This is a genomic window from Pseudomonas sp. PDM19 (assembly GCF_014852215.1).
Lineage (GTDB): Bacteria > Pseudomonadota > Gammaproteobacteria > Pseudomonadales > Pseudomonadaceae > Pseudomonas.
This window is the reverse complement of sequence record NZ_JACVBG010000003.1, coordinates 1,336,113-1,359,060: the sequence shown is the minus strand read 5'-3', so window position 1 is coordinate 1,359,060 and position 22,948 is coordinate 1,336,113. Positions and strand designations below refer to the sequence as shown.

Annotated in this window: 27 protein-coding genes and 1 tRNA gene; 18 read left to right on the top strand and 10 right to left on the bottom strand. The window is 56.6% G+C overall.

Annotated features, from left to right (window positions below; genetic code table 11):
- The first annotated feature begins 870 nt into the window (after window positions 1-870).
- Window positions 871-1,365 (top strand): Bro-N domain-containing protein, encoded by a 495-nt coding sequence (locus IB273_RS22240; RefSeq protein WP_151186486.1) that lies wholly within the window; start codon window positions 871-873, stop codon window positions 1,363-1,365.
- 286 nt (window positions 1,366-1,651) lie between these two features.
- Here IB273_RS22240 and IB273_RS22235 read toward each other — a convergent pair whose 3' ends face one another.
- The 4 genes from IB273_RS22235 to IB273_RS22220 form a co-directional block, all read right to left on the bottom strand.
- A complete protein-coding gene (locus IB273_RS22235) occupies window positions 1,652-2,488 on the bottom strand; it encodes an HNH endonuclease (RefSeq protein WP_192225042.1) in 837 nt (278 codons plus the stop codon).
- The gene (locus tag IB273_RS22230) at window positions 2,481-2,867 is read right to left on the bottom strand and encodes a (deoxy)nucleoside triphosphate pyrophosphohydrolase (protein WP_192225041.1); all 387 of its coding nucleotides are present in this window, start codon (window positions 2,865-2,867) and stop codon (window positions 2,481-2,483) included. The genes IB273_RS22235 and IB273_RS22230 overlap by 8 nt, the downstream gene beginning before the upstream one ends.
- Window positions 2,868-3,039: 172 nt before the next feature.
- Window positions 3,040-4,035, bottom strand: coding sequence for an HNH endonuclease (locus IB273_RS22225; protein WP_225610227.1), 996 nt, complete (start codon window positions 4,033-4,035; stop codon window positions 3,040-3,042).
- A 3-nt stretch (window positions 4,036-4,038) separates the two neighbouring features.
- Window positions 4,039-4,407 carry a nucleotide pyrophosphohydrolase gene (locus IB273_RS22220; protein WP_192225040.1) on the bottom strand — a complete coding sequence of 123 codons (369 nt, stop codon included), beginning with the start codon at window positions 4,405-4,407 and terminating at the stop codon, window positions 4,039-4,041.
- Window positions 4,408-4,664: 257 nt separating this feature from the next.
- On the opposite strand from IB273_RS22220, the gene IB273_RS22215 reads away from it, so the two are divergent.
- The 3 genes from IB273_RS22215 to IB273_RS22205 all read left to right on the top strand — a co-directional run bounded on the left by IB273_RS22215 (window position 4,665) and on the right by IB273_RS22205 (window position 9,316).
- The gene (locus IB273_RS22215) at window positions 4,665-6,377 is read left to right on the top strand and encodes a DUF4041 domain-containing protein (RefSeq protein ID WP_225610226.1); all 1,713 of its coding nucleotides are present in this window, start codon (window positions 4,665-4,667) and stop codon (window positions 6,375-6,377) included.
- 58 nt (window positions 6,378-6,435) lie between these two features.
- A complete protein-coding gene (locus IB273_RS22210; protein WP_192225039.1) occupies window positions 6,436-6,963 on the top strand; it encodes a hypothetical protein in 528 nt (175 codons plus the stop codon).
- 1,195 nt (window positions 6,964-8,158) lie between these two features.
- The gene (locus tag IB273_RS22205) at window positions 8,159-9,316 is read left to right on the top strand and encodes a hypothetical protein (protein WP_192225038.1); all 1,158 of its coding nucleotides are present in this window, start codon (window positions 8,159-8,161) and stop codon (window positions 9,314-9,316) included.
- A gap of 926 nt (window positions 9,317-10,242) precedes the next feature.
- Here the strand turns inward: IB273_RS22205 and IB273_RS31505 are convergent.
- A complete protein-coding gene (locus tag IB273_RS31505; protein ID WP_225610225.1) occupies window positions 10,243-10,509 on the bottom strand; it encodes a DNA-binding protein in 267 nt (88 codons plus the stop codon).
- 109 nt (window positions 10,510-10,618) lie between these two features.
- Here IB273_RS31505 and IB273_RS22200 point away from each other — a divergent pair, with 109 nt between their 5' ends.
- The 14 genes from IB273_RS22200 to IB273_RS22135 all read left to right on the top strand — a co-directional run bounded on the left by IB273_RS22200 (window position 10,619) and on the right by IB273_RS22135 (window position 19,145).
- Complete coding sequence (locus tag IB273_RS22200; protein WP_045217776.1) at window positions 10,619-10,891, top strand: hypothetical protein; 273 nt, start codon at window positions 10,619-10,621, stop codon at window positions 10,889-10,891.
- 214 nt (window positions 10,892-11,105) lie between these two features.
- Entirely contained in the window at window positions 11,106-11,441 is a 336-nt protein-coding gene (gene pflM / locus IB273_RS22195) for a lysogeny maintenance protein PflM (RefSeq protein ID WP_192225037.1), read from the top strand.
- 434 nt (window positions 11,442-11,875) lie between these two features.
- Entirely contained in the window at window positions 11,876-12,292 is a 417-nt protein-coding gene (locus IB273_RS22190) for a DNA-binding protein (protein ID WP_192225036.1), read from the top strand.
- 16 nt (window positions 12,293-12,308) lie between these two features.
- Window positions 12,309-12,530, top strand: a complete 222-nt coding sequence (locus tag IB273_RS22185; RefSeq protein WP_151188330.1) for a hypothetical protein — start codon at window positions 12,309-12,311, stop codon at window positions 12,528-12,530.
- Window position 12,531: 1 nt separating this feature from the next.
- The gene (locus tag IB273_RS22180) at window positions 12,532-12,783 is read left to right on the top strand and encodes a hypothetical protein (protein WP_151188024.1); all 252 of its coding nucleotides are present in this window, start codon (window positions 12,532-12,534) and stop codon (window positions 12,781-12,783) included.
- A gap of 12 nt (window positions 12,784-12,795) precedes the next feature.
- On the top strand, window positions 12,796-13,047 hold the full coding sequence (locus IB273_RS22175; RefSeq protein ID WP_192209854.1) for a major capsid protein: 252 nt from the start codon (window positions 12,796-12,798) through the stop codon (window positions 13,045-13,047).
- A gap of 145 nt (window positions 13,048-13,192) precedes the next feature.
- A complete protein-coding gene (locus IB273_RS22170; RefSeq protein ID WP_192225035.1) occupies window positions 13,193-13,849 on the top strand; it encodes a hypothetical protein in 657 nt (218 codons plus the stop codon).
- Complete coding sequence (locus IB273_RS22165) at window positions 13,815-14,384, top strand: permease (protein WP_192225034.1); 570 nt, start codon at window positions 13,815-13,817, stop codon at window positions 14,382-14,384. The genes IB273_RS22170 and IB273_RS22165 overlap by 35 nt, the downstream gene beginning before the upstream one ends.
- Window positions 14,385-14,388: 4 nt before the next feature.
- Entirely contained in the window at window positions 14,389-14,745 is a 357-nt protein-coding gene (locus tag IB273_RS22160; protein WP_151188328.1) for a DUF2523 family protein, read from the top strand.
- A gap of 7 nt (window positions 14,746-14,752) precedes the next feature.
- Window positions 14,753-16,036, top strand: a complete 1,284-nt coding sequence (locus IB273_RS22155) for a zonular occludens toxin domain-containing protein (RefSeq protein ID WP_192225033.1) — start codon at window positions 14,753-14,755, stop codon at window positions 16,034-16,036.
- Window positions 16,037-16,275: 239 nt separating this feature from the next.
- Window positions 16,276-17,568, top strand: coding sequence for a hypothetical protein (locus IB273_RS22150; protein WP_192225032.1), 1,293 nt, complete (start codon window positions 16,276-16,278; stop codon window positions 17,566-17,568).
- 40 nt (window positions 17,569-17,608) lie between these two features.
- Window positions 17,609-17,830, top strand: a complete 222-nt coding sequence (locus tag IB273_RS22145) for an AlpA family transcriptional regulator (RefSeq protein ID WP_192225031.1) — start codon at window positions 17,609-17,611, stop codon at window positions 17,828-17,830.
- Window positions 17,827-18,039: a hypothetical protein gene (locus tag IB273_RS22140; protein WP_192225030.1), complete on the top strand. Its 213-nt coding sequence runs from the start codon at window positions 17,827-17,829 to the stop codon at window positions 18,037-18,039. Before IB273_RS22145 ends, IB273_RS22140 begins: the two co-directional genes overlap by 4 nt.
- Window positions 18,039-19,145 carry a tyrosine-type recombinase/integrase gene (locus tag IB273_RS22135; RefSeq protein ID WP_192225029.1) on the top strand — a complete coding sequence of 369 codons (1,107 nt, stop codon included), beginning with the start codon at window positions 18,039-18,041 and terminating at the stop codon, window positions 19,143-19,145. The genes IB273_RS22140 and IB273_RS22135 overlap by 1 nt, the downstream gene beginning before the upstream one ends.
- A 3-nt stretch (window positions 19,146-19,148) precedes the next feature.
- Here IB273_RS22135 and IB273_RS22130 read toward each other — a convergent pair whose 3' ends face one another.
- From IB273_RS22130 to pheT, 5 genes are all read right to left on the bottom strand, one after another.
- Complete coding sequence (locus IB273_RS22130; protein ID WP_192225028.1) at window positions 19,149-19,637, bottom strand: hypothetical protein; 489 nt, start codon at window positions 19,635-19,637, stop codon at window positions 19,149-19,151.
- A 104-nt stretch (window positions 19,638-19,741) separates the two neighbouring features.
- Window positions 19,742-19,818 (bottom strand) — tRNA-Pro (locus IB273_RS22125).
- Window positions 19,819-19,903: 85 nt separating this feature from the next.
- Entirely contained in the window at window positions 19,904-20,260 is a 357-nt protein-coding gene (locus tag IB273_RS22120) for a MerR family transcriptional regulator (protein ID WP_045217778.1), read from the bottom strand.
- Window positions 20,241-20,543, bottom strand: a complete 303-nt coding sequence (gene ihfA / locus IB273_RS22115; protein WP_003090661.1) for an integration host factor subunit alpha — start codon at window positions 20,541-20,543, stop codon at window positions 20,241-20,243. The genes IB273_RS22120 and ihfA overlap by 20 nt, the downstream gene beginning before the upstream one ends.
- Before the next feature lie 3 nt (window positions 20,544-20,546).
- Entirely contained in the window at window positions 20,547-22,925 is a 2,379-nt protein-coding gene (pheT, locus tag IB273_RS22110) for a phenylalanine--tRNA ligase subunit beta (protein WP_192225027.1), read from the bottom strand.
- Between the last annotated feature and the right edge of the window lie 23 nt (window positions 22,926-22,948).

Genomic DNA, 22,948 nt, shown 5'->3' with positions numbered 1-22,948 from the left:
ATTGCTTGATTCAACTTGTTAAAGAGCGTTTGGCTGAGGCTTTCATCTCAACCGAGGCGCGCATTCTACGCTAACCTCTCTTTCCGTCAAGCTTTATTTTTCGAAAATTTCTTTTCTACTCAATCGCTTGTGCTTCAGCGAAGGAAACCTTCTCATCAGCGGGAGGCGCATTCTACAGCGATCAAACTCGCTGTCAACCACCTCGGCGATCTTCTTTTCAGCTCGCTGCCGGAGCAGCTAATGAAGAGCGGCAAGTGAATCACCTGCCTGACCACCACTCTCAACTTCAAATCTCTGTAAGTACTTGATTTTCAAGTTCTTTCAGCGCTTCGTCGCTGGGAGTGGTGCGCATTATAGGGAGTTTAAATCGGCCGTCAACGACTTTTTGCAGAAAGATGACAAAGGGGCCTATCCCCTCCTCCTCTCAATAGAGAAGCAGCACGCTCCTGCACCCGCTCCGCACGGGCGCATCGACAGCTTCCGGGCAACTGCGTCCTGCCACCTATATAAAGAAGGCACCGCTAAACCTCATATCCCAGAGGCGCGCTTCCCGAATTCCTACGCGCTTTGCAGGTTGCCGCCTCGGCAAACCCTCCCCCATCCTCCGCCCGTCACGATCAATCCCGTGGCCAGGTTTAGCGACTTGAGAGATGGCGCGACTGCGCTGAAAGCGCATGCGGGAAACAGCGAAGGTTTCCTGTAGGCCCTTTCACGCCTGTAGTATTCACTACTGGCTCTATGGCGGATCGCGCGGGGAGACCCTCGGGTCTGCCGGTACCATCTCCCGGTTCGCTAACCCTGCGCGGTCCGCCACCCTTCGAATAGCGACGACGTGTGGCGGCTCCTCAACCTCGTAGATGGAGCTCCACCATGCAAGACGCCTACAGACCTGTCATTTTCCAACGCCACACCCACCAGCTACGCGCCATCCTGATCGACCGCCAGCCCTGGTTCGTCGGCCTCGACTTCGGCCGCTTGATCGGCACCGGCCGCCCCTACCACCTGCCCAAGCGCATGGATCCGGAACAAAAACGCGCCGTTGTCCTGGAATACCTCAGCGGCTTCCGCGAGGAAGTGGAAGTCATCAGCGAATCCGGCGCCTACAAAGCCCTCTACCGCTTCTGGCACCCCGAACACCGCCACATCGCCAAATGGCTCAGCGACGAAGTCCTCCCCACCCTCCACGACACCCAGCACATCCCCGACACTCACCCCCACCGCGCCTTCATGACCTGGGCCGACCAACGCATCGGCGTCATCAAGTGGCAAGGCGAAATATGGATAGCGCGACGGGACCTGCCGACATTTCTGGCGGCGCAGGATGATTGGGCGCTCAGGGACGCGCCGAGTTGGCGGACGATTTAGGTAATCTTTGCGAAAAGAGAAATACAAAAAGGCCGGTTCATTGCTGAACCGGCCTTTTCAAATTTGGTCGGGACGGAGCGATTCGAACACTCTACCCCTTGCACCCCATGCAGCGCGCGAATCCTCCGCAACAGAATGATTAATAAGGAGAAAATACCATCACTGCCGGTGCAAAAATCACCAATGTGGGTGCTTATACAAACGTAGCCATGCGGGCTGCAGGGCCGGTTTTGCGCAACCGAAAAGCCCTCGAAGGATCTGCAGCAGAGCATCCCCCCTTCGCTAGCTAGGCTTTCGAGCGCTCGACAAGCAATCGCCTTTTGAGCGTTTTCACGTCTGCCTTATCATTCAAGACATGCATACGTCGGTGGCAGTTCGGGCAGAGCGCCACTGTGTTCTCTACGGTGTCCTCGCCATCACGAGCTAGCCAAACAATGTGATGTGTCTCCAAGTAGGCAGTCCCATCTTTCCGCGTAAACGGAGCGAGCCCCTCACAAAGCTCGCACCTCCCTTTGGCACGTCGCTTTGCATGCTCCGCTACCCAAAGAGACCGCTGGTGTTGAGTCGCATGAACGCTGCGCTGGCCTACGCGCTTCCGACCGGTCCTGCGTGCTTGCTCCGCCACCTGCTCGTCACTCAACCGTCGAATCTGCTTCTCCTTCAGCACTCTCAACTCATAGAGAGTTGCCTCAGGTATCTCCGGGGGCACTCCCGTCTTTAGCCTCAGGGGGAAGATCCATACCAAACGAGAGCTCCCCAGAACATCAAACTGCTTCTCGGAGTAGGCGCTGCCGGATAATTCGACCTCTCCAATGTAGGTGTAAACCTTCGGCGTGAAGACCTCAAAAAGGTGAACCGCCACGCCATTGGAGCTGGATTTGTGGAGCGTCTTATTTTGAGCGAAGGTCAGTGATTGGTTTCCCTTCTGCCCCATGCCGGTGTAGTGCAAGACATCGCTACTCCAGCGATCGTCATAAACAGACTTCACGTGATTGGAGACAATGACCAGCGTATTGGTCTCCTTTGAACGTCGCATGCCACCTTGGGGGCTGCACTTAAACCAGCGCGTAAGCTCTTCGTTGTTGAGCGTGGCACCAGGCTTTGGGGGAACGAAGCTATCCATACTTCCGGATGATCTCCATGGCTATCGGAATGTCTGCAGGAGCCAGCTCGTAGCTCAGCAGCTTGCAAGGCGCACACCACTCAACGCGATCATGTACCTGCAGAACAAAATTTGTTGAATTAAGGGTTAGCTCCACGGCAATCAACCGGATAGTGCCGCCCGGATACGTGAACACCGATTCAGTGAGAATGTCACCGGCAATGGAGCCGACTCCTAACTCTTCTTGAATCTCGCGAACAATGCAGTGTTGCGGTGTTTCATCGGCCTCAAGCTTCCCGCCCGGGAATTCCCACATCCCAGCAAGCTTTTCACCTGGAGCGCGGCGAGCGACGAGCACCGTCCCGTCCAGATACACAACTGCAGCTGCAACCTTCTTCATTCTGACCTCTGAATTCCTTTCACTGGGAACATATCGAAGCGAAGTTGCATGAATAGATGCAGCTGTCTTAGCCGGGCAGCAGGCATCGAGGACGCTCCAAGCCAATCAATTCGCATGTCTCAAAGCGAATGCGCACAAGACAGGTACCAACACTCGTATCAGTGAAGGCCGATCACAGCACGACGTTAAACTTGAGATCCAGTGCTTCGGGGCTTGGAGCAAGCGCCTTGTCGGCTGGTAGGCGAATGAACTGATCTCCGTACTGCTCATATACGGTGCCGCGCAGCTTCTCATGAAGGTGCACAGTCCCTTTCGCGTCGACTTTGAGCATGCCAAGGTCGAAGAGAGTGTGGATGTCGGCCCGAAGCAGTAACCCATTCTGGACGGAGTTCGAGTCCTTCCCGAGATAAGGAGCAATGTGTGCGGCTTCCAGCACTGCCTCTACGTCACATCCTGTCACCGTACACCGGCCATCATAAGCTGCGAGCAACTGCTTACGGAACTTAGGCTGCCCTTGACGACGAACAATCTCCTGCAAGACTTTTTTGCGCCCGTCCACCAAATCTTTTGGAGAAAAGGGATCAACGGACTCAGCCTCGAGCGCGATCTCCTGTAGCTCACGTTCGAAGTGAGTTTCAGGGATCTGCCCCTGGAAAGCCTGCTCAACAAAGGCCTCCAGGCTGCCAAATGTCTGAACGATTGCGCGAGTTTTCTCATCCGAGATTCGAGTGAACCCCCGATACCCCTTATTCAGGTAGATCGGAGCCAAACCATCCACAACCGAAGCGTGGATTGGTTGAGGTTTACTCAGAAAGTACATGTACTCCCACGTATTCCCCTTGTCGTCGGTGCCCCAGATTCGGGTCGCCAAGCTCTTGCTGTTGAGCTTTCCTGTAACGGAGGAAAGGAAGTGATAGGTGTTGTCGAAAACAGTAAGGACTACATCCCCTACCTGCATTGCCCCCCAATTTCGCTCATTAACAGGGCCGGGGACAGCGCCCCACGCATAGAAGCCATCCGCACTGGGCGACAGGGACTGAAAGTAGGCAGCCTGATCCGGCGTAAGCGCAGTGCTCATCCAGTCAAATGGTGCTGGATTCAGAATGGAATCACGGAGGTGAGCCCGCGCATCTTTGTCTCGTGCGGTAAAGATGAAGATCTGGCGCATGGTTTAGTAATCAGAGTACTTATCGGACTTGCCCTTGACCAAGCTGGCCGGGTATTTGGCATCATTGAGCTGCAGCTTCTCCTCCGCCGCACGGAGAGGATCGATACCTGTGACAGAGCAGAAGCGCATGAGATAGATAAAGACGTCCGCCACCTCGTGCTCTACAGCGGCCTTCTTGCTCTCGGGCAGCCCTAAATACCCCTCACTGCCCTCCTGCCACTGGAAGATCTCCATCAGTTCAGCAGATTCGATACTCATCGCCATGCTCAGATTCTTCGGGGTGTGGTACTTCCCCCAATCTCGAACCTCGGAAAACTGATCGATCTTCTGACGCAACTCTGCCAGTCGATCCGTCGAGCTAGTGTTTTTCATCGTTTAGTCCTGTGCTTAGGGCTTGCCAGACCTCTGCTCCTCGATCCAGAGCCAGACCAGCAAATTCTGCACGGAACAATAACCTCCTGAACGTAGGTTGGCCACGCAAGCGATGGGCTCTTTTCATGCGGCTTTGGGAGACAGAAATCCAAAGCCTCTCAGTAGCATGGGGAATTGTCAGCGCCGACGAAATGAGGCAGGTTACTCACAAAATTTGAGATATCCCTCTCATAGCAGCACCTCAAGGACGATGCCCCATGGAATGGCTTCTATTTGCAGCTGTCATCGCTATTGCTCTCCTCTGCGCTAAAACGTACCAGGTGCTAAGGACAGCCCGAAAGGTTCACGCAGGAGAACTCGCACTACGTGATCTCCGAGCTCATGAACTGGATGAGCACGCTGCACAACTCGCATCGCAGCTCAAACTACTGCAGCTCGAGCTGTCCCTTCTAACTGAGGAGAGAGACGGCCTTCTTAAGCGAGTCGAAGCGCTATCCAAATACACGCATATCGTCGATACCGAAGCGGCGGCGAAAGCTATTCGGAACGAGGCAGAGGATGTCCTTCAGCGGGCCAAGGCGCATAGTGATGTGCTCCGTCAACGAGCAGAGGACTCCGCTAAGGCTACAGTCGAAGCCGCAAACCAATCAGCCAAACTAGCCCTAGATAGAGCCAATGAACGATCACGCAATGTGCTCGAGGAAAGTGAGCGCCGCATCATTGCTGCAGGGAAGGAAGCAGAGAAGATCATTGTTGCTGCTCAGCAGAAAGCTGACGAAATTGCTGGTGATGCCTACACCGCAATGAATCGCGCCAAGGAATTCGCAGTCACCGCGCAGGCAATGAAGAACATCATCGAGGGTTACGGCGACGCCTACATCGTTCCTACCTACAACCTATTAGACGATTTGGCAGAAGAGTTCAGCTTCACCGAAGCCGGGCAAAAATTAAAGGACGCCCGCGATACGAGCCGCATGATGGTCAAAGCAGGCCAGGCAGCAGCTTGCGATTACGTTGAGGCCAACCGCAAAGATACTGCAATTCGTTTCGTAATCGACGCATTCAATGGGAAAGTCGATTCGATTCTGTCCCGTAGTAAGTCCGATAATCATGGAAAGCTGGAACAGGAAATCCGGGATGCCTTCTCGTTGGTGAACCACAATGGTGGGGCCTTTCGGAACGCTCGAATCACCGATAGCTATCTAGCCGTTCGACTCGATGAGCTGAAGTGGGCGGCCATCGTTAAAGCACTTAAGGACGAAGAAAAAGAAGAACAGCGTCGCCTGCGAGAGCAGATCCGCGAAGAAGAAAAGGCTCGCCGCGAGTACGAGCGCGCAATCAAAGACGCGGCGAAGGAGGAGGACGCTCTTCGCAAAGCTATGGAGAAAGTCCAAAAGCAGGTTGAGGCTGCTAACGAAGCACAGCGAGCGGAATTCGAGGCCCGCCTTCAGGAGCTCGAGACCAAGCTGCGCGAGGCCGAAGAGAAGAACCAGCGCGCACTCTCCATGGCACAACAGACGCGGTCAGGGCACGTCTATGTGATCTCGAACATCGGCTCATTCGGACAGGAAGTCTTCAAGATTGGAATGACTCGTCGACTGGAGCCTCAGGACCGAATTCGGGAGCTGGGTGACGCAAGTGTACCGTTTGAATTCGATGTTCACGCCATGATCTTCAGCGAAGATGCCCCTGGCTTAGAGAAGAGCCTGCACCGCCATTTCCTTCGCCAGCAAATTAACAAGGTCAACCCGCGCAAGGAGTTCTTCCGCCTGGGCCTAGAGGAAATCCGAGGCGAGCTTGAAACTCTAGGAGTTGAGACACACTGGACCATGACAGCAAGGGCTCATGAGTATCGTGAGAGTCTCCGGATCGAGCAACAAATCCAAGAGAACCCTGAAGTCGAGCGTGAGTGGACGCGACACCAACTTGAGGTAGAAGCGGAGATTGAGGATGTAGAGGAGACTGCTTAGACAACTATCCTTAGCTTCTAGCCGTCATACCCACTTCCCGATGATATGAGGAAACTCAGTGGAACAGACCCTGCCTTCCCTCTGGCATATGCTGAGCTGGACACTAGAAAACACTGCTACTGCGGTCTACGGAGCATTCATACTCTGGGCACTGACAAAGCTCAGACGTCTTGTCGGATGGTTGATCAATCATGGACCGACTGAGTTCAAACGATGGCGGCGGCGAAAGATGAGGGCGTTTCTTCTCAAGTTTAGAGAGTACGAGTACGCCCCTGCCCTCCTCCACTTTGAGATCAATCGATCTGGCGTCTACATGAGCCTTTTCTGGGTTGCTGCACTTCTATGGCTACCCCTCAGCGTTATTATTCTTACATTGGTACCGGAGACCAGAGCTTGGCCAAACTTAACACTCCTGGCGTGTACACCACCGATTTACTTCTTTGAGGTGTTGTGGCTTCTGAAATCCATCGATGTGAATGAGGTACTCAAACGCAAGCGTCGTTTGGCAGAGCGCCAGATTAAAAAGAGCAAGGGGAAGGCAATTGCAAAATCCGCCCTATTGACCGTACTCCTACCTCAAGGTTAATAGCCCAGTACAGTGCCCTCCTCGTCACGGCTGATCTGACAAGGTCTACACCTACACAGCTTTATGAATCACATGATCCCCCTCGTGATACCGCAGAGCTTTGTAAACGGACCTTTGGGATGCGGCAAAACCTCATTTCAACCGGCTATTTCTGACAATTAGCCTTATGTAGTCCCCCTAGAGTCTTTACGGGTACTAACGTCTCGCGTTAACTTTGACATGGCCACATGCCATACAGATTCACGCAGGGAAGAACCATGGGACTGGATGATCGCGAATGGATGCGTCGCGAGAGTAGTGAGCGACAGCGCGAGGGGAGAGCCCGGAAACGACGCAGGGCCTTCCGCTGGAACGCTCTACACGTGTTTGGCGGCATGATACTGCTCACGGTGCTAGCGCTGGCTTGGCCCTCGCTCCGTTCTCTCGTAGATCGTCCATCTGCGTCCGTCCCTGGCGAAGGCAGTATTCCGATTGCCGAAAGCCCTCAGAATGTTCCTGCATCTCCTCCTGAAGTCGCCCACCGCCCAACCGCGCCAGAAGCCTCAAGTCGTCGCTCGCTACGCGATTGCCTGAACGGCGGTAATGCCATCGATGAAAACGTGATCCGTTGCCAGAACGGCGGCGAGCTGCCACGTGTCCCTACTCCGCAGGTAGCGTCGGAGCGCCAAGGCATGGTCTCTCAGGAATACCTAGCGCAGTTTCAGGCTGAGCGAGACCAGCGAATAGTTCGACAGAACAGTGCCCAAAATTACGCTCAGGAGCGTGATTCTCAGTGGATAAAGAGCTGGGGTGGTGGCAGCGGCTATTTGGCTGAGTGGGTTGTTGTTAACAACGTGATTGACGGCGGATCTGTCTGCCGGAACCAAGGTTGGGGCTCCGTTGAGTATCGGGAGTGCAGAAAAGGCGCAAAGGTGCATTTTCGAGAGCAGTGCCGTGCTTGGGCTGCACGTGCTGGTAGAGATCGTTCGGATTGGAGCAATCAGATGAAGGAACGGTACTGCACGGCCGAAAGCTCATTTAACTCGATGGGATAACTCTCGGTATGAATTGGCTGTTGGCATATCTTCAGATACACAAATTGAGCCTGCCCTTAGCCTAAAACTTCTGAGGAATTACCCCCATTCATATTGAAGCTGTAGGATTAGGTGCCGATAGACGTTCTATAATCCACGTTTGATTTAATTAGAGGCTAATTATGGCTAAAAGCATCAAAGCACACGGTCATGGACTGTTAAATTTTTTCGACATTACAGAAGATGGCCTTTACTCAGTGCAAAGCAAGTTATCGGGCGATGAAATTTTGTCAAAGAGCTCTGGCCTGGAGGTGGGGCATGTTCTTCCCCTTATTAAGGGCTGGGTTAATAGCAGATCCTTTAAAGCAACATGCCCCTGGCCGGAGGAGTCAGATGGCCCACATTCGCCTGAAATGTGCTACTGCAAAGAGATTTTTGAATGTCCAAATGGGGATTACATATTGGTTCTCTGGAAGAACGACCCATCTGACAGTGAAGGGTATCGAGGACTGATCCTCGATGATTCTGGGGCCCCGTCTACTTATCTTAATAACTCATCTACCAGTACAGGCGACAATGTCGTCTGGGGACATCCATGCTATTATTGGGTGATACCTGATAGAAAACTTGTTATTTCCATTAAGTTTTCTGATTCAAAATGTGATAATGGGCTATTTAAAAAGTGGGTGAAAAGCGTGGTACGGACCAGGCTGATGGTTCCAGGGTATAACTCTCGATCTGTGACAGACAATGCTGTGCGGATTAGGTTTAGCACACCATCCGCCCCGGAAGATTATAGCCTGCTGTATAGATTCGAAACATCTATTCGCGAGTTCGATACCAGCGTCGAATATTTAGAAAGGATCGCGGAGAGTACAAAAGAAATCACCGTAAGGGACTACGTAACAACATTCTCTCCTGATGGAGCTTCAGATGGAGGTTCTGGCCTGTTTGAAGCCGCCAATCTTGGAGTGCTAGAAACCATTACTAAAATTATTGAAATGTTTAGAAAGTCCGGTGGCTCTGATGACTCTCTTGGCAAGAGAAAAGTAGAACTTATGATTGAGGGAAAACCTTCGATTGAGATTGTGCAAGAGCTGCTTAAGCATAACGAAGCAGCTGATGAGGACGACGACTGGAGCGATGTCATCTTTAAAACTGAGGATGATAACAATGTGAGCTTTAAGAGTCATCGACTGGTGGAGCGCTTGGTTATGAGTCGCTCTGGCGATCCTTACACGGGCGAGGAGCTATATAGTGCATTGGAAGACCAACGAGCCAAGTACCTTGAACGCTTCAATTCGGCAGATGAAACGGGCGACTCGTTAAAAGCTTCTTAAACTTGAGGTGGGCGATGGCTCTCTATTTTGTATCATTATTACTCTCAATAATACCCGGGGCACTAGGGATCACGGTAGAGTTCAAATATTACGAACCTCTACTATCAGTGATGGTAGGGGTTTCTGGAGCAATATTTACAATCATGGGTATTTGGATTGCACACCTATACCCTGGATTGGTTGTTGCCTTGAAGGACCCTCAAGTTATTAATGCCGACTTTTCAGACGAGAAAAAAGATACGAAAAATCTAGGCGTTATAGTGGGAGTGATAATAATATCCGCATTCAATATGGCCACATCCGTCGCGCTACTGATTTTGGTTTCTATATATACGGGGCTTTCTTTTTCAGTGCAGAAAATTTTATTGTGGATATTTCAGACATCCATGCTGACGATATCTTTAACTCAGTTATTTGCAATTTTTAGTGTTATTTATGTATGCTCAAAATTTGTGTCCGAGGTTCGAAAGGCAAGTCAAGGCAGAGGACATGGAGCGGACAACTAAAGCTGCGCATAGCAAACCTATATAACTTGCCTACGTGATGTTTGGCTTTCACCAACTGCGGGCCTTTATCTTAAGGACTCTGCATCTGCTATTTGTACTACCTGTCAGAGCTACGCACTCTTTCATGGGCTTTCGCACGCCTTTATTTGTTTTCCCTTCGCGTTTGTCCTGCATCTTGGGATTGTCTCTTACGGCGCCCCTATCATCCCATTCGTACCTGCCATGAACTTGTTCTCAATGCGACTGGGTCTTCAGCCGATAGCTTCTGCTTTGGGTGACGTCTCAGTCGCTGAACTCTAGGCGCTTTCTGCGTAGGCAAACCCGCACAGCGTTAAAGGTACAATGGTGGATGCAACTGCTCTCATCCCTTTACGCCAATCCTTGAGATGAACCAGCGCTCTGCTACTTTCCTGGTGACAGCTATCCCGCGTTGGGATTGCTTAAGTTTTTATTTGCCTCGTCATAGGCGGGACTGGTCTGCCCACTCTCGGGAGCGATATTACCGGTCACTAGCCAAAGAGCATACTGGGGGAAAATCTGTATCACTGCCTCGATCTCTGCGTCAGTGATTCTGGCCTTCCCGTTTCTGACATTACCCCACCGATAGCGATCAATTCCGGTCTCCTTCTCGAACCAGACGCTTGTGCGCTCCTTATCGAACAAAGTTATAAGGCGGTCTTTTATCATGCAAAAATAATCTACTTAGTAGATTGTACTTAGTAACAATCTAGATGTATGGTTTCCCTACTTAGTATTTATTACTCAGTAAGCGTGATTTTTATTATAGGGCAAAACCATGGAAGAGTCTGGAATAGTGGGGTTCACCGTCACGGGTGCGATGGAAAAGGTCACGGACTTCCGTACCGCGCCGTTCTGCTCCCAGGCGGTATTCGCTCAGATGCTCGGCCTGGAGGACATCACCGAAGACGTGGTGCGCGGCTGGGTCGAAACCAAGACCGTGCCGACCGCCAAGATTGGCCGCCGTCGCGTCATCAACCTCCACAAAATCCGCCGTGACCTCGACCGGGGTAAGTCGATCTTCTGCCAAGGAGACTACGACGATGAGTAACCGCTATCTGGTTGAGATGTGCACCTTCCACGGTCCGACCCGCCAGCGCCGTTGGCACCGTGTTCATCAAGGCGCTTCCCGCGTGGACTGCCAGCAGTGGATTGATGAAGCCGTCTCCGGGTTCCCCTCCGATGCCGAAGCTCCTCGCTCCTGGAGCCTGACCCGTGAACGCGCCTTACAGGGCTACCGAGTGCGCGGGGTGAGGGCATGAGCCATGAACCTAATCCGTGCGTACTTGGGAAGACCGCATGCTTCGGACTGCGACTGCTCTGTCTGCTGGTCCAGTCGCGAACTGGCGAAGCCCGCTCACTCCCAATCCACACTCTGCACCGAGTGCCGCCCTACGCGGGTCTTCACGGTCGTTACTACGATGGCGCAGGTCGGGGGAGTGTGGCGCTCGATCCACTCGACGTACCGGGTGGAACCGGGCTCTATCTGCGCGAAACACATGCCCGCGCTCCGTCCGCCGAAGTACTGGCACGTTATCTACGACAGTGGCAGGCCGACGCCCTTCGTCCCCGTGCGCGAGCCATTCGAGCTGGAGGGCTGAGTCATGATCTCTAACCCGATCCCGCACCTGATCTTCTGGCTCGTCCTGCTGGCAGTTGGCGCTGTGGTTGGCCGCCACCACGCTCGCCACACCATCCCCGCATGGGCCAGTCAGGTCCAGGGCCGCCGCACCGGCTTGTCCGAACACGCTTTCCCGTTCGGACAAACGGAGCGCCGGGCGAAGCGCACCCTTGACCGTCCCCCACCCTGAATAGCCTCCGCTCGGGAGTGAGGGGCAGCACCACCGCCCCGCGCTCCTGAGCCCTCGGCGGCGAGAGCGGGATGACAAGGGCAGAGCCCTTTGTGTTGACCCCACTCACCGCCAGCACCACCGCAAAACCCAGGCACCACCACACCCGCTGAAAGACGGCCACCAACGCGCCCAATTTGCAGCAGCGGGCCAACTCATGCCCGAAAAAGGCAAAGGAGCTTCGGATGAACATGTTTGCAACCACCGGCGGCGTAGTCGAACTCTGGGTCACCAAGACCGACACCTACACCTCCACCAAGTCCGGCGAGATCTTCGCCAGCGTCCAGGCCATTTCCCCGATCCCGGAAACCGCTCGCGGCAACGCCAAGGGCTTCGAGATCAGCGAATACAACGTTGAACCGACCCTGCTGGACTCCATCGTCTTCGAAGGCGCCCCGGTGCTCTGCAAGTTCGCCAGCGTCGTCCGCCCGACCCAGGACCGTTTCGGCCGCACCACGAATACACAAGTGCTGACCGAACTGTTGGCTGTAGGCAAAGAGTCCAGTGCGCCGGCTCCGGCCGCACGCCCCGCTGCTCAGCCGCAAGCCCAGCGCCCGACTCAGCCCGCCGCTGAGAAGCCCTCCGACAACAGCAAGTCCTGACGGCGAGTGTAGGTAGATGAAAGCGCCGCTCCGTTTCGCCTTCGGCTGGGTTCTGTACGTGGCAATTCTCTGCGCCGTATCGCCTGCCGTGCGTGCGGTGCGCGAATTCCTCGAACCCTACCCGCTGGATTCCGTGATCGCTGTGGTCGCGGCTGCGTTCGCCTTCTTCGCCCTGTGGTGGTTCGTCCTGCGCTCCTTCTGGAGCTGGTGCGACCGCCCGCGCAAGGAGGCTCGCTGACATGTCAGGCGTGGTTGCCATTCAGGTCTGCACCAGCTGGGCGTCCACGGCGGACGGCCTCATGCGCTGCCAGCAGATCGAGTGGCAACAGGCCTATCTGATTCCGCCCGAGGCCGCTGGAGCAATTGAAATCCTGGTCAACGGCGGGTTCTCCCTGGAGGCCTTCAGCATCGGTGCTGCGGGCGTTCTCGGGGCATTCGTGACGGGGCTTTTAACTGGCTGGGTCGCGTCACTTCTTCGTAAAGCCAAGTAGAGAGGAAACACCATGAACGCCATGAAACAACAGATCGCCAAGTTCAACCCGGTCCGCTCGTTCCGCAACCTGTGCATCGCCGGCACCGTCACCGCCGTGACTTCGGTCCCGGCCTTCGCCGCCAGCGTGATCGACACCAGCGCGGTGGAACAGGCCATCACCGACGGCAAGTCCGACATGTCCAACATCGGCGGCTACATCGTCGGTGCCCTGGTCATCTTGGCCGTGGCCGGCCTGATCTACAGCATGCTGCGCAAGGCGTAAGTGCTCTGGTCGGTGTGGTTGGGGGCGTTCTTCGCCGGCGCCTTCATCACCGGGTACCGCTGCGGCGAATTCTTCTAACGCGCTGATCCAAAGCGGAAGCCCCTCCGGTTCGTCCGCAGGGGCTTTTTTGTTGCTTGGAGTTCACATGAGGCAGGCACTTCTACTGCTCGCGCTATTGGCCGGCTTCTCGTCGTCCGCCTTCGCCGAAGAGTACTACTGGTACATGGTGAACGGGGATCGATATCCCTCTCCGCAGGCGGCGTGTGATGGGTATGTCGCCAAGGGCTATCCCACTACCGGACTTCGTAACGCGGTGGCCGAAGCCTACGTGCTGCCGATGGATACCAAGATCTCCTTCCGCTGCCACTTCTACAACCAGCTTGGCGAAAACTATGGTCGCCTGCCGCTATCTCGGGGTGGTGATACCTGCTCCGGCAGCTACGACACCAACACCGGCATCTGCACGCGCCCCTCGGATGCCGAGTGCAAGACTCGCGGCAACTACACCAAGACGATTCAGTTCTCGTACACCGATGGCGGCGCAGTGCTTGAGCTCGATCCCGAAATCAAAGACGGATGTGTGTACGAGCCAGGAACACCCGATAGCTGTGACGACAATGTCTGCACCGTAGACATGATCCCGGTCGGCAACGACGACATGTCGGATAACCCGGACAACCCCGATCAGCAGCTGCAGGACTACCTCGACGAGCTGGCGAAGAAGTTCGAATGCAGCAAGACCGCCAACGGCACGGTCGGTTGTACCGGTGCCCAGACTACGCCCCCCCGATATCGATCCTGACGACAAGTGCCCGGACGGCTATTCGTGGTCGGGCAGCGCCTGCTTCCCCACGACCGGTGGCGGTAACGAAAACCCCGACAACCCTGGCGGCAATACCGGTGGCGGCGATGGCGGAAACAATGGTGGCGACGGCGGCAGCAACCCCGGCACGGGTAACGGTGACGGCGGCGGCTCCACGGGTGGTGGCACGGGCGGCGGTGATGGCGGCACCAACGGCGGCGACGGCCCCAAAGAGTCCCTGGCGCAGCCCAAGCAAGGTAACTGGGATGACGCCCTCAGCACCTGGGAAGCCAAGGTTGCGGAAGCCAAGAAAGAGTTCTCCGAGAAGATCAAAGAGAACGCCGATCAGCTGAAAGGGGTGTTCGATCTCAACCTCGGCGAGGGCGGCGGCAAGCTCCCCTGCGACACCTTCGTGGTCTGGAAAAAGACCGTCAGCCTCTGCTTCACCCCCTACGAAGAAAAACTCTCCTACCTGCGCTACGCGCTGATGTTCATGGCATCGGTGTTGGCGGCGTTCGTCATTCTGAAGGAGTGACCTCATGGAATGGCTATCCAGCTTTTTCGACCAGATCGTCCTGTTCCTCCAATGGATCTGGGAGTTCTTCACCCAAGGGATCTACGACTTCATCAAGGACGGATTCGTGGTCGCCACCCAGTGGGCGATGTACAGCGCGCTCCAGGGCTTCTTGTTCCTGCTCGATGTCAGCTACACCGTCGCCCGCGAGCTGATCGACAGCCTCGGCGTCTCCAACATGGTTCGTTCCATGTACGCCACGCTCCCTGGCCCGCTGGCGGCAGCGCTGCAATTTCTCGGCGTGCCGCAGGCCCTCAACATCATGTTCTCCGCCCTGGCTACGCGCTTCTGCATGCGCTTCGTGCCGTTCATAGGGAGGTGAGTGAATCATGTCGATCAAGATTCACCACGGCCCCAACGGTTCGTACAAAACCTCCGGCGCGATTCAAGACGATGCCGTCCCCGCGCTGAAGGAAGGCCGCGTCATCATCACCAACGTGCGCGGCTTCACCCTGGATCGGGCCTACACCGTGTTCCCCGATCTGCCCAACACCGCGCAGATCATCAACCTCGATCTTGAGTCCCTGGCCGACCTCGAAAAGATGCGCACGTGGTTTCAGTGGGCACCGCGGGGCGCCTTCCTGATCTTCGACGAAACCCAGCTGCTGTTCCCCAAATCCTGGCGCGAACGTGATCTGGAGAAGTTCGACTTCCCCGGCGGTCCCGAGGCGGCGCACGAAGCCGACCGGCCCATGGGATGGCTGGATGCCTGGACCCGGCACCGCCACTTCAACTGGGACATTGTCCTCACCACGCCCAACATCAGCTACATCCGCGACGACATCCGCATGACCTGCGAGATGGCCTACAAGCATTCCAACCTCGCGGTCATCGGCATCCCTGGCCGGTACAAGGAGGCCCAGCATGACGCCCAGCTCAACCGACCACCCGCTGACGGCACCATCGTCGAATACAAGCGAATCAAGCAGCAGACCTTCCGCCTCTACCAGTCCACCGCGACCGGAAAGACCCAGGACACCAAGGCAGGGAAAAGCCTGCTCCGGTCGCCTAAGTTGGTTCTTCTACTGGCACTGCTGGCCGGCACTATTGGCTTTGTCAGCTATATGGGACCTCTCAAGGTCGTCGGTGGCGGCGCTCAGCCGAAGCCTGATCCTGCCCATCCTGAGCAAAGCACTTCACCTCGTCCTCAAGGGAGCGCTGTACCTGCTCAAACGCCTGCTGCTGCGCATAGCGCTCTTCCTGCTGGTGCTGTTTTTGGCCAATCAGGTGTTCCGACTCTTCCACTAGCCGAGCATCCCTTCGCGGGCCGGCAGATCGCCGTGGCGGCCCGCGTGAAAGGACTGGTGAAGGGCATGCAGCGCGAGATGTACATGTTCGTCATCACCGACTCCGAAGGACGCCGGCTGATGCTCAATTCCTGGCAGATGGGCGAATCCGGCTACGGCGTGAAGGCCCGCTCGGAATGCGTGGCCGAGCTGTCCTACGGCGAGTACCACGAAACCATCGTGTGCGCCGGAGCCTTCCCCAGGCAAGCACAACCACCCGCAGCAACGCCCGTAGAACTCGTAGCCGCCCCAGCAGCGCCCCCAGGGCCAACGCTGACCATCGTCCCCGATTCCGAATACCCCGCACGCCCCTGGAGGACCCAATGACCCTGCACGGCCTAATCAACGCCCTTGGGCTGCTCGCACTCGCGTATGCGCTCGGCTTTCTCACCGCCTTGCAGGTGATGCAGCCGGTGGCGGCGTTTCCGTTTTGAGTCGGCGAGCCGCGCCGCCGGCCGGGAGCGCCAGGCACGAGCGGTAGGCCGAAGGCGCGGCCGACGACCCTGTAACACGTCGGATAGCTAACGAGTAAGCACCTCAATAAACCTCATTGAAGGTACGAAAGAATGAAAAAGGCAGTTCACCCCCTTCGCCTGATCCTCAAGGAGACCGGGGATTTTTATGAGTCGTCCGAAGGACGGATTTTCATGGACCCGAGCAACGGCAGATTTGCCGACCTGTCGGGTGTGCGCCTGCTGCGCTGTGGTGTCGATACCGTGCGGCAGTTGTACAACGGCATGATCCGCCCGGAAGTGATGGCGCTGTTCGATGAGCCGGAGGATCTCGTCAACTTCGCCGGCTACAAGTGGGCCAAGGGGCGCATCGGTCGCGACTCGGGCTACCAGTACCGTCTGCAGAACGCCGACATGGGCCTGATCCTGCTGATCAAGAACCACAACGTGAAGCTCGAAAACATCGGCCCGCACCTCAAGGTTGAAGTGTCGCCGCACGCCCTGGATGGTGCTGATCCGAAGATCCTGCAGGGCGTAATGGATGACCTGGCCGCTGGCGTCCTCTCGGCCTGCGAGGTGAACCAGTGCGCCGTCCATATTGCCCTCGACGTGCAGGGCTGGACCCCGCCCGTGGACTTCGTGGATCGCATGCACTGCCGGTCCCGGCGTGTACGCCAGATCAGCGGCATCGACCGCATTGAATACGACGGCAATGCCTCGGTCTATGGGCGTGGTGAGACCTTCATGTTCGGCTCGGCCAACGGCCTGCAGATGTGCCTCTACAACAAGACGCTGCAGGCGAGAGCGACCGACAAGCTCGACTATTGGGAATCGGTGTGGGCGTCCCTGAATGGAGATCCCTTCGGCGATGGCGAACCCGCCTTCAACCCGCTGGAAACCGTGTGGCGCATTGAGTTCCGCTACCACCACTCCATCGTCCAGCAGTTCTCCGAAGGCTCCACCATGTCCTCTGGCGAGGTGATCGGCTGCCGGACCTATGAGGGCCTGTGTCCGCACCTGCAAGGCCTCTGGCAGTACGCTTGCGACAACTACAAGCTGATTTCCCGGGAAGGGATCTTCGACGCCTTCTGGTCGCTGATCAGCCTAGATACCAAGGTCCAGGTGGAAGCCGATCCGCTCATCGAACGCACCGAGTACCGCCGCTACTACAAGACCGCTCAGGGCTTCTCCGGCAAGAACTGCGAGATGTTCCTGGGCCAGTTCGCCAGCCTCATCGCTCGGGAGCGCATCCCGCCAAAAAAAGCCTTAGAGGTCGGGCGTACTTTGCCCTTTTGGCACGTGATCGAGGATCACTACACCGCCAAGGGCTACAGCACTCGCGACCTCGAAAAGCACGTCATTGGACTCATAAATGATCGCTACATCAGACGCGGCTACGCCATTTGATGACATCAGCGGATCAAGTAGTAGCGATGGAGAAATAGAAATGGAATCGAACGCACGCCCTCGCAGAATTCTGCGCTTACCCGAAGTGATTCATCTTTGCGGCATCAAGCGCTCGACCATCTATCTCTGGATGAGCACGGGAGCGTTTCCCAAGGCCAAACAGATCGGCCCATCGATAGTGGGGTGGGACTCCCTGGAAATCGATCAGTGGATCTCCGCTCGACTCAATGGAGAGGACTGGAAGCCTGAGGGGGAAGCATGAGCAAAGAACTGATCAAGATTGCCGAGTTCCAGCGCCGCTATTGGGGAGCAAACGGCACACCACTCTGCAGTCAGACAATACGTAACCAGATCCGCAATGGTGATATTCCGGGCGTCAGGATCGGCAAGCTTTGGTATGTGGATTGGCGAGCTTTCAATAAGGGGACAAGCAACGAACTGGTCGCCATGGTGCTCAAGGACCACTGCTGATGTCACCGCGTCCTCGCAATAAGGCAAATAGATCCCTTCCGCAGAATCTCTACCTCGATAGTCGGCGTGGGACTTTCAGGTACAGGCGCCCTACTGATGGCGTCTGGTTTCAATTCGGAAAGGATCGGCTCAAGGCAATTGATGCTGCCAAACAACTGAATCTCACCTTCATGGAAGGTGCCGACCTGGTTGCGAAGGTTAAAGGCCTGGCTACAACCTTGTTCGTCGACTTTCTGGATTACTACCAGCGCGAAGTACTGCCGCCTCGCGAGTTGGCAAAAGCCACCCTGGAACTCTACGCAGTGAGATTCAGGCAGTTCCGAACAGCCTGGCCGTTTCAGGCCGTGGATGAAATAACGCTTCGAATGGCCGCTGAGCTACTCGATAGTTTGACGCCGAGGGCTGCCAACCAAGCGCGGGCACTCCTTATCGATATCTTCAACCATGCCGCCGCGAAAGGGTTGTGCCCGGATAATCCGGCAGCTGGGACTATTCCCAGGATTGAAAAGAAGCAGCGGAAGCGTCACACCGGAGATGGACTCAAGACGATCAGAGAACAGTCTCCGACCTGGCTGCAGAACGCGATTGATCTTGCGCTAATCACTGGTCAACGGCGATCAGATATCTTGTCGATGAAATTCGACGATATCCGGGACGGGTTTCTGTACGTCATCCAGCAGAAGACAGCGAAAGTATCGGATGCTGCCTGGATCCGTTTCCAAGTTACCCCCGAGCTGCAGGAGGTATTGGATCGTTGTAACGATGGCATCCCCTCCCCCTTCCTGATCCATCGGCGACCGGACCGGAAGCTGGGGCTTGCTGACCGAAAGGAGCATTGGACGAAGATCGATGAGCGTTATCTGTCCAGGGCATTCAAGGAAGCGCGGGACGCTGCAGCCTGCTATTCAGGATGGAAAGACGAAGAGATGCCGGGCTTCCATGAGATCAGGGCCCTGTCGCTGCACTTGTATAAGAAAGCCGGGAAAGACGGCCAGAAGATCGCTGGGCATGCCAGCGCGGAGATGACGAAGAACTATCAGCGGGACCATGCCGAAGTGGTCTGGTCAGATGCGACTCCTGATCTTGATATCAGTGAATTCCTCTAGTCACTATGCCGCTACGCTTGCACGAATCAGTGCGAAAACAGTCCAGATGCTAAGCAAGATCGGTATCCCACAGTCTGTGGCGATCCGAGCCCATACGACCCTCAAAGCCCGCTGGTAATACCAAGAAATTCTTGGCAACCCATCTCGGTCTGCATCCTCATCCTCTTGATCCTCAGGGTTCCAACGTCTCATCAGCCGATTGACTCCTACGTGATAGGCATCAATCTTTTTTCTGAGAACGAAATAGTCTGGGATGACGTAGGTAGCAAAAGCAAAGAAGAAATAGGCTACCAGCGCAATCAGGATGTATAGGAAAGCATCTTGCGCAGGAGCATCGAACTCAATCCCAAGAGCAGAAATCTTGGTAGGGACGATTTTCATATAGACCACGGACAGAGATACGACACAAGCAATGAGCAGATTTCGCCGCTCCTTCCTTGTTGGCTCATTCAGCCAGTCCGTCAAAAATGACTGGGGATCGACCTCATCCATGTGGCGTAGCTCCGTGCTTTTTGCGCACATATTGCGCCAGTTTTGCGCATATCAAAAATGAAAACGGCCCAAGCACTGTAAGTACTTGAGCCGCTTATCAAATTTGGTCGGGACGGAGTGATTCGAACACTCGACCCCTTGCACCCCATGCAAGTGCGCTACCAGGCTGCGCTACGCCCCGACGTTGCTTCCAAGTTCCCTCAGAAGCGGATCGCACTATACCCCAAGCATTTGCTTTGGAGAAGTGCTTTTTTCATTTTTTTCAGTTACTTGCGCAGCACATGCAGGACATCTTCCAATTCGGCGATCATCTGCCGGATCAGTTGTTTGTACTGGGTGGCGTCATCGCGGGCTTCGTCGCCGGTGAGGCGCTGACGGGCGCCACCGATGGTGAAGCCCTGATCGTAGAGCAGCGCACGGATCTGGCGAATCATGAGCACGTCCTGGCGCTGGTAGTAGCGCCGGTTGCCCCTTCGCTTGACCGGGTTGAGTTGCGGGAACTCCTGTTCCCAGTACCGCAGCACGTGCGGCTTCACCGCGCAAAGGTCGCTCACTTCACCGATGGTGAAATAGCGCTTGCCCGGGATGGGGGGCAACTCGTCGTTATGACTTGGTTCCAGCATAAGCTTCAACCCTGGCCTTCAGTTTCTGCCCTGGACGAAAGGTGACGACGCGCCGGGCTGTGATCGGGATTTCCTCTCCCGTCTTCGGGTTGCGTCCGGGACGCTGGCGCTTGTCGCGCAGATCGAAGTTGCCGAAACCCGACAACTTCACCTGTTCGTTATGCTCCAGCGCCTGGCGGATCTCTTCAAAGAAGAGCTCCACCAGTTCCTTGGCTTCCCGCTTATTCAGGCCCAGCTCTTCGTACAGACGTTCAGCAATTTCAGCTTTCGTCAGAGCCCCCATACGCTACTTCCTTAACGTGGCGTTGAACCTTTGTTCCAGCGAGGCGACGATATTCTGCGTAGTCGCGTTCACCTCGTCATCATTAAGAGTGCGTGATGGATGCTGCCAGGTCAAGCCAACGGCCAAGCTTTTTCTAAGCGGATCAATGCCTTTACCGTGGTAGACGTCAAAGAGCCTGAGGTCCGTCAGCCATTCGCCCGCCGTTTCACGGATATTTGCCAGGACGAATTCGGCCGGGGTATCCAGATCGACGATCAGCGCGAGGTCACGGCGCACTTCGGGGAAGCGCGACAGTTCGCTGAATTTCGGCAGGCGGCCCTTGGCGACTTCGGCCAGTACCAGCTCGAAGACGTAGACCGGGCGATCCAGGTCCAGCGCCTTGGCCAGTTCCGGGTGCAGGGCGCCCAGGTAGCCGACCAGCACGCCGTCGCGCTCGATCTTGGCGGTCTGGCCCGGGTGCAGCGCCGGGTGTTCCGCCGGGGAGAAGGTGAAGGCATCGATGGCGCCGGCATTACCCAGCAGCGCTTCGACGTCGGCTTTCACGTCGAAGAAGTCGACGTTCTCGCGGCCGTTGGCCCAGCCTTCCGGCTGACGGGCACCGCAGACGACACCGGCGAGCATGTTTTCCTGCACCAGCCCTTCCAGTTGGCCGACGAAGCGCAGGCCGCTTTCGAACAGGCGCACGCGGGTCTGCTGGCGGTTGAGGTTGTGCTGCAGGGACTTCACCAGCCCCGGCCAGAGCGAGGCGCGCATGGCGGCCATGTCGGCGGAGATCGGGTTGGCCAGCATCAGCGGCTCGACGCCAGGGTGGAACAGCTGGAACAGCTTGGGATCGATGAAGCTGTAGGTGATGGCTTCCTGGTAGTCGCGGGCGACCAGCAGGCGGCGCAGCGCCGGCAGTTCGGCCTGGGACTCGGACTTGGTGTTCGGCGCCAGGCGCGCTTGCGGGTAGCGAACCGGCAGACGGTTGTAGCCGTACAGGCGGCCCAGCTCTTCGATCAGGTCAACTTCGATGGAGACGTCGAAGCGATGGCTCGGCACACCCACGGTCCAGGCATCGGCACCGGCCTTCTGGACGTCGAACTCCAGGGCAGTGAGCAGACGCTCGATCTCGGCGTTTTCCAGGGTCATGCCCAGCATCTGGGTGACGCGCTCGGCACGCAGGGTGACCGGTGCGACCTTCGGCAGATCGGCTTCGCTGGCTTGCTCGACGATCGGGCCAGCTTCGCCGCCAACGATCTGCAGCAGCAGTTCTGTGGCGCGCTCCATGGCACGACGGGCCAACTGCGAATCCACGCCACGCTCGAAGCGGTGCGAGGCATCAGTGTGCAGGCCATAGGAACGGGCCTTGCCGGCCACGGCGATGTTGTCGAAGAAGGCGCTTTCGAGGAACAGGTCGCGGGTCTTGGCGCTGACGCCGCTGTGCTCGCCGCCCATCACGCCGGCAATGGCCAGGGCGCGTTCGTGGTCGGCGATCACCAGGGTATCGGCACGCAGGGTGACTTCCTGGCCATCGAGCAGAACGAGCTTTTCGCCCTCCTCCGCCATGCGCACGCGAATGCCGCCCTTGATCTCGTCGAGGTCGAAGGCGTGCATTGGCTGGCCCAGTTCGATCATCACGTAGTTGGTGATGTCGACGGCGGCATCGATGCTGCGGATGTCAGAACGGCGCAGGCGCTCGACCATCCAAAGGGGGGACGGCTTGCTCAGGTCGACGTTGCGGATAACGCGGCCGAGGTAGCGCGGGCAAGCCTTGGGCGCCAGCAGCTCGATGCTGCGAACCTCGTCGATGCGCGGGGCAACGGCATTGACCACCACCGACTTGACCTCGGCGCTGTACAGCGCGCCGACTTCGCGAGCGAGGCCGGTCAGGGACAGGCAGTCGCCGCGGTTCGGGGTCAGGCCGATCTCGATGGAGGCGTCGTCCAGTTCGAGGTAGTCGCGGATATTGGCGCCCACCGGCGCATCCACGGCGAGCTCCATCAGGCCGGAGTTTTCTTCGCTGATTTCCAGCTCTTTGGCCGAGCAGAGCATGCCGTTGGATTCAACGCCGCGCAGCTTGGCTTTCTTGATCTTGAAGTCGCCCGGCAGTTCGGCGCCGATCATGGCGAAGGGGATTTTCAGGCCTGGGCGCACGTTGGGCGCGCCGCAGACGACCTGGAAGGTCTCCGAACCGTTGCTGACCTGGCAGACGCGCAGCTTGTCGGCGTCCGGGTGCTGTTCGGTCGAAAGGACTTCGCCCACGACCACGCCGCTGAACTGGCCGGCGACCGGGATCACGGCGTCGACCTCGAGGCCCGCCATGGACAGACGAGCCACCAGCTCGTCACGGGATACCTGCGGATTTACCCAGCTCCGCAGCCACTGTTCACTGAATTTCATCCTGCTCTCCTGAATGCGTTGAC

Excerpts from the sequence above, each read along its gene's own strand:
- IB273_RS22240 (WP_151186486.1), top strand. The coding sequence starts at position 871 with ATGCAAGACGCCTACAGACCTGTCATTTTCCAACGCCACACCCACCAG.
- pheT (WP_192225027.1), bottom strand. The coding sequence starts at position 22,925 with ATGAAATTCAGTGAACAGTGGCTGCGGAGCTGGGTAAATCCGCAGGTA.
- IB273_RS22155 (WP_192225033.1), top strand. The coding sequence starts at position 14,753 with ATGTCGATCAAGATTCACCACGGCCCCAACGGTTCGTACAAAACCTCC.
- IB273_RS22175 (WP_192209854.1), top strand. The coding sequence starts at position 12,796 with ATGAACGCCATGAAACAACAGATCGCCAAGTTCAACCCGGTCCGCTCG.
- IB273_RS22205 (WP_192225038.1), top strand. The coding sequence starts at position 8,159 with ATGGCTAAAAGCATCAAAGCACACGGTCATGGACTGTTAAATTTTTTC.
- IB273_RS22190 (WP_192225036.1), top strand. The coding sequence starts at position 11,876 with ATGAACATGTTTGCAACCACCGGCGGCGTAGTCGAACTCTGGGTCACC.
- IB273_RS22220 (WP_192225040.1), bottom strand. The coding sequence starts at position 4,407 with ATGAAAAACACTAGCTCGACGGATCGACTGGCAGAGTTGCGTCAGAAG.
- IB273_RS22235 (WP_192225042.1), bottom strand. The coding sequence starts at position 2,488 with ATGGATAGCTTCGTTCCCCCAAAGCCTGGTGCCACGCTCAACAACGAA.
- IB273_RS22145 (WP_192225031.1), top strand. The coding sequence starts at position 17,609 with ATGGAATCGAACGCACGCCCTCGCAGAATTCTGCGCTTACCCGAAGTG.
- IB273_RS22130 (WP_192225028.1), bottom strand. The coding sequence starts at position 19,637 with ATGGATGAGGTCGATCCCCAGTCATTTTTGACGGACTGGCTGAATGAG.
- IB273_RS22185 (WP_151188330.1), top strand. The coding sequence starts at position 12,309 with ATGAAAGCGCCGCTCCGTTTCGCCTTCGGCTGGGTTCTGTACGTGGCA.
- IB273_RS22135 (WP_192225029.1), top strand. The coding sequence starts at position 18,039 with ATGTCACCGCGTCCTCGCAATAAGGCAAATAGATCCCTTCCGCAGAAT.
- IB273_RS22230 (WP_192225041.1), bottom strand. The coding sequence starts at position 2,867 with ATGAAGAAGGTTGCAGCTGCAGTTGTGTATCTGGACGGGACGGTGCTC.
- IB273_RS22140 (WP_192225030.1), top strand. The coding sequence starts at position 17,827 with ATGAGCAAAGAACTGATCAAGATTGCCGAGTTCCAGCGCCGCTATTGG.
- IB273_RS22180 (WP_151188024.1), top strand. The coding sequence starts at position 12,532 with ATGTCAGGCGTGGTTGCCATTCAGGTCTGCACCAGCTGGGCGTCCACG.
- pflM (WP_192225037.1), top strand. The coding sequence starts at position 11,106 with ATGAACCTAATCCGTGCGTACTTGGGAAGACCGCATGCTTCGGACTGC.
- IB273_RS22150 (WP_192225032.1), top strand. The coding sequence starts at position 16,276 with ATGAAAAAGGCAGTTCACCCCCTTCGCCTGATCCTCAAGGAGACCGGG.
- IB273_RS22170 (WP_192225035.1), top strand. The coding sequence starts at position 13,193 with ATGAGGCAGGCACTTCTACTGCTCGCGCTATTGGCCGGCTTCTCGTCG.
- IB273_RS22225 (WP_225610227.1), bottom strand. The coding sequence starts at position 4,035 with ATGCGCCAGATCTTCATCTTTACCGCACGAGACAAAGATGCGCGGGCT.
- IB273_RS31505 (WP_225610225.1), bottom strand. The coding sequence starts at position 10,509 with ATGATAAAAGACCGCCTTATAACTTTGTTCGATAAGGAGCGCACAAGC.
- IB273_RS22200 (WP_045217776.1), top strand. The coding sequence starts at position 10,619 with ATGGAAGAGTCTGGAATAGTGGGGTTCACCGTCACGGGTGCGATGGAA.
- IB273_RS22160 (WP_151188328.1), top strand. The coding sequence starts at position 14,389 with ATGGAATGGCTATCCAGCTTTTTCGACCAGATCGTCCTGTTCCTCCAA.
- IB273_RS22120 (WP_045217778.1), bottom strand. The coding sequence starts at position 20,260 with ATGCTGGAACCAAGTCATAACGACGAGTTGCCCCCCATCCCGGGCAAG.
- IB273_RS22215 (WP_225610226.1), top strand. The coding sequence starts at position 4,665 with ATGGAATGGCTTCTATTTGCAGCTGTCATCGCTATTGCTCTCCTCTGC.
- ihfA (WP_003090661.1), bottom strand. The coding sequence starts at position 20,543 with ATGGGGGCTCTGACGAAAGCTGAAATTGCTGAACGTCTGTACGAAGAG.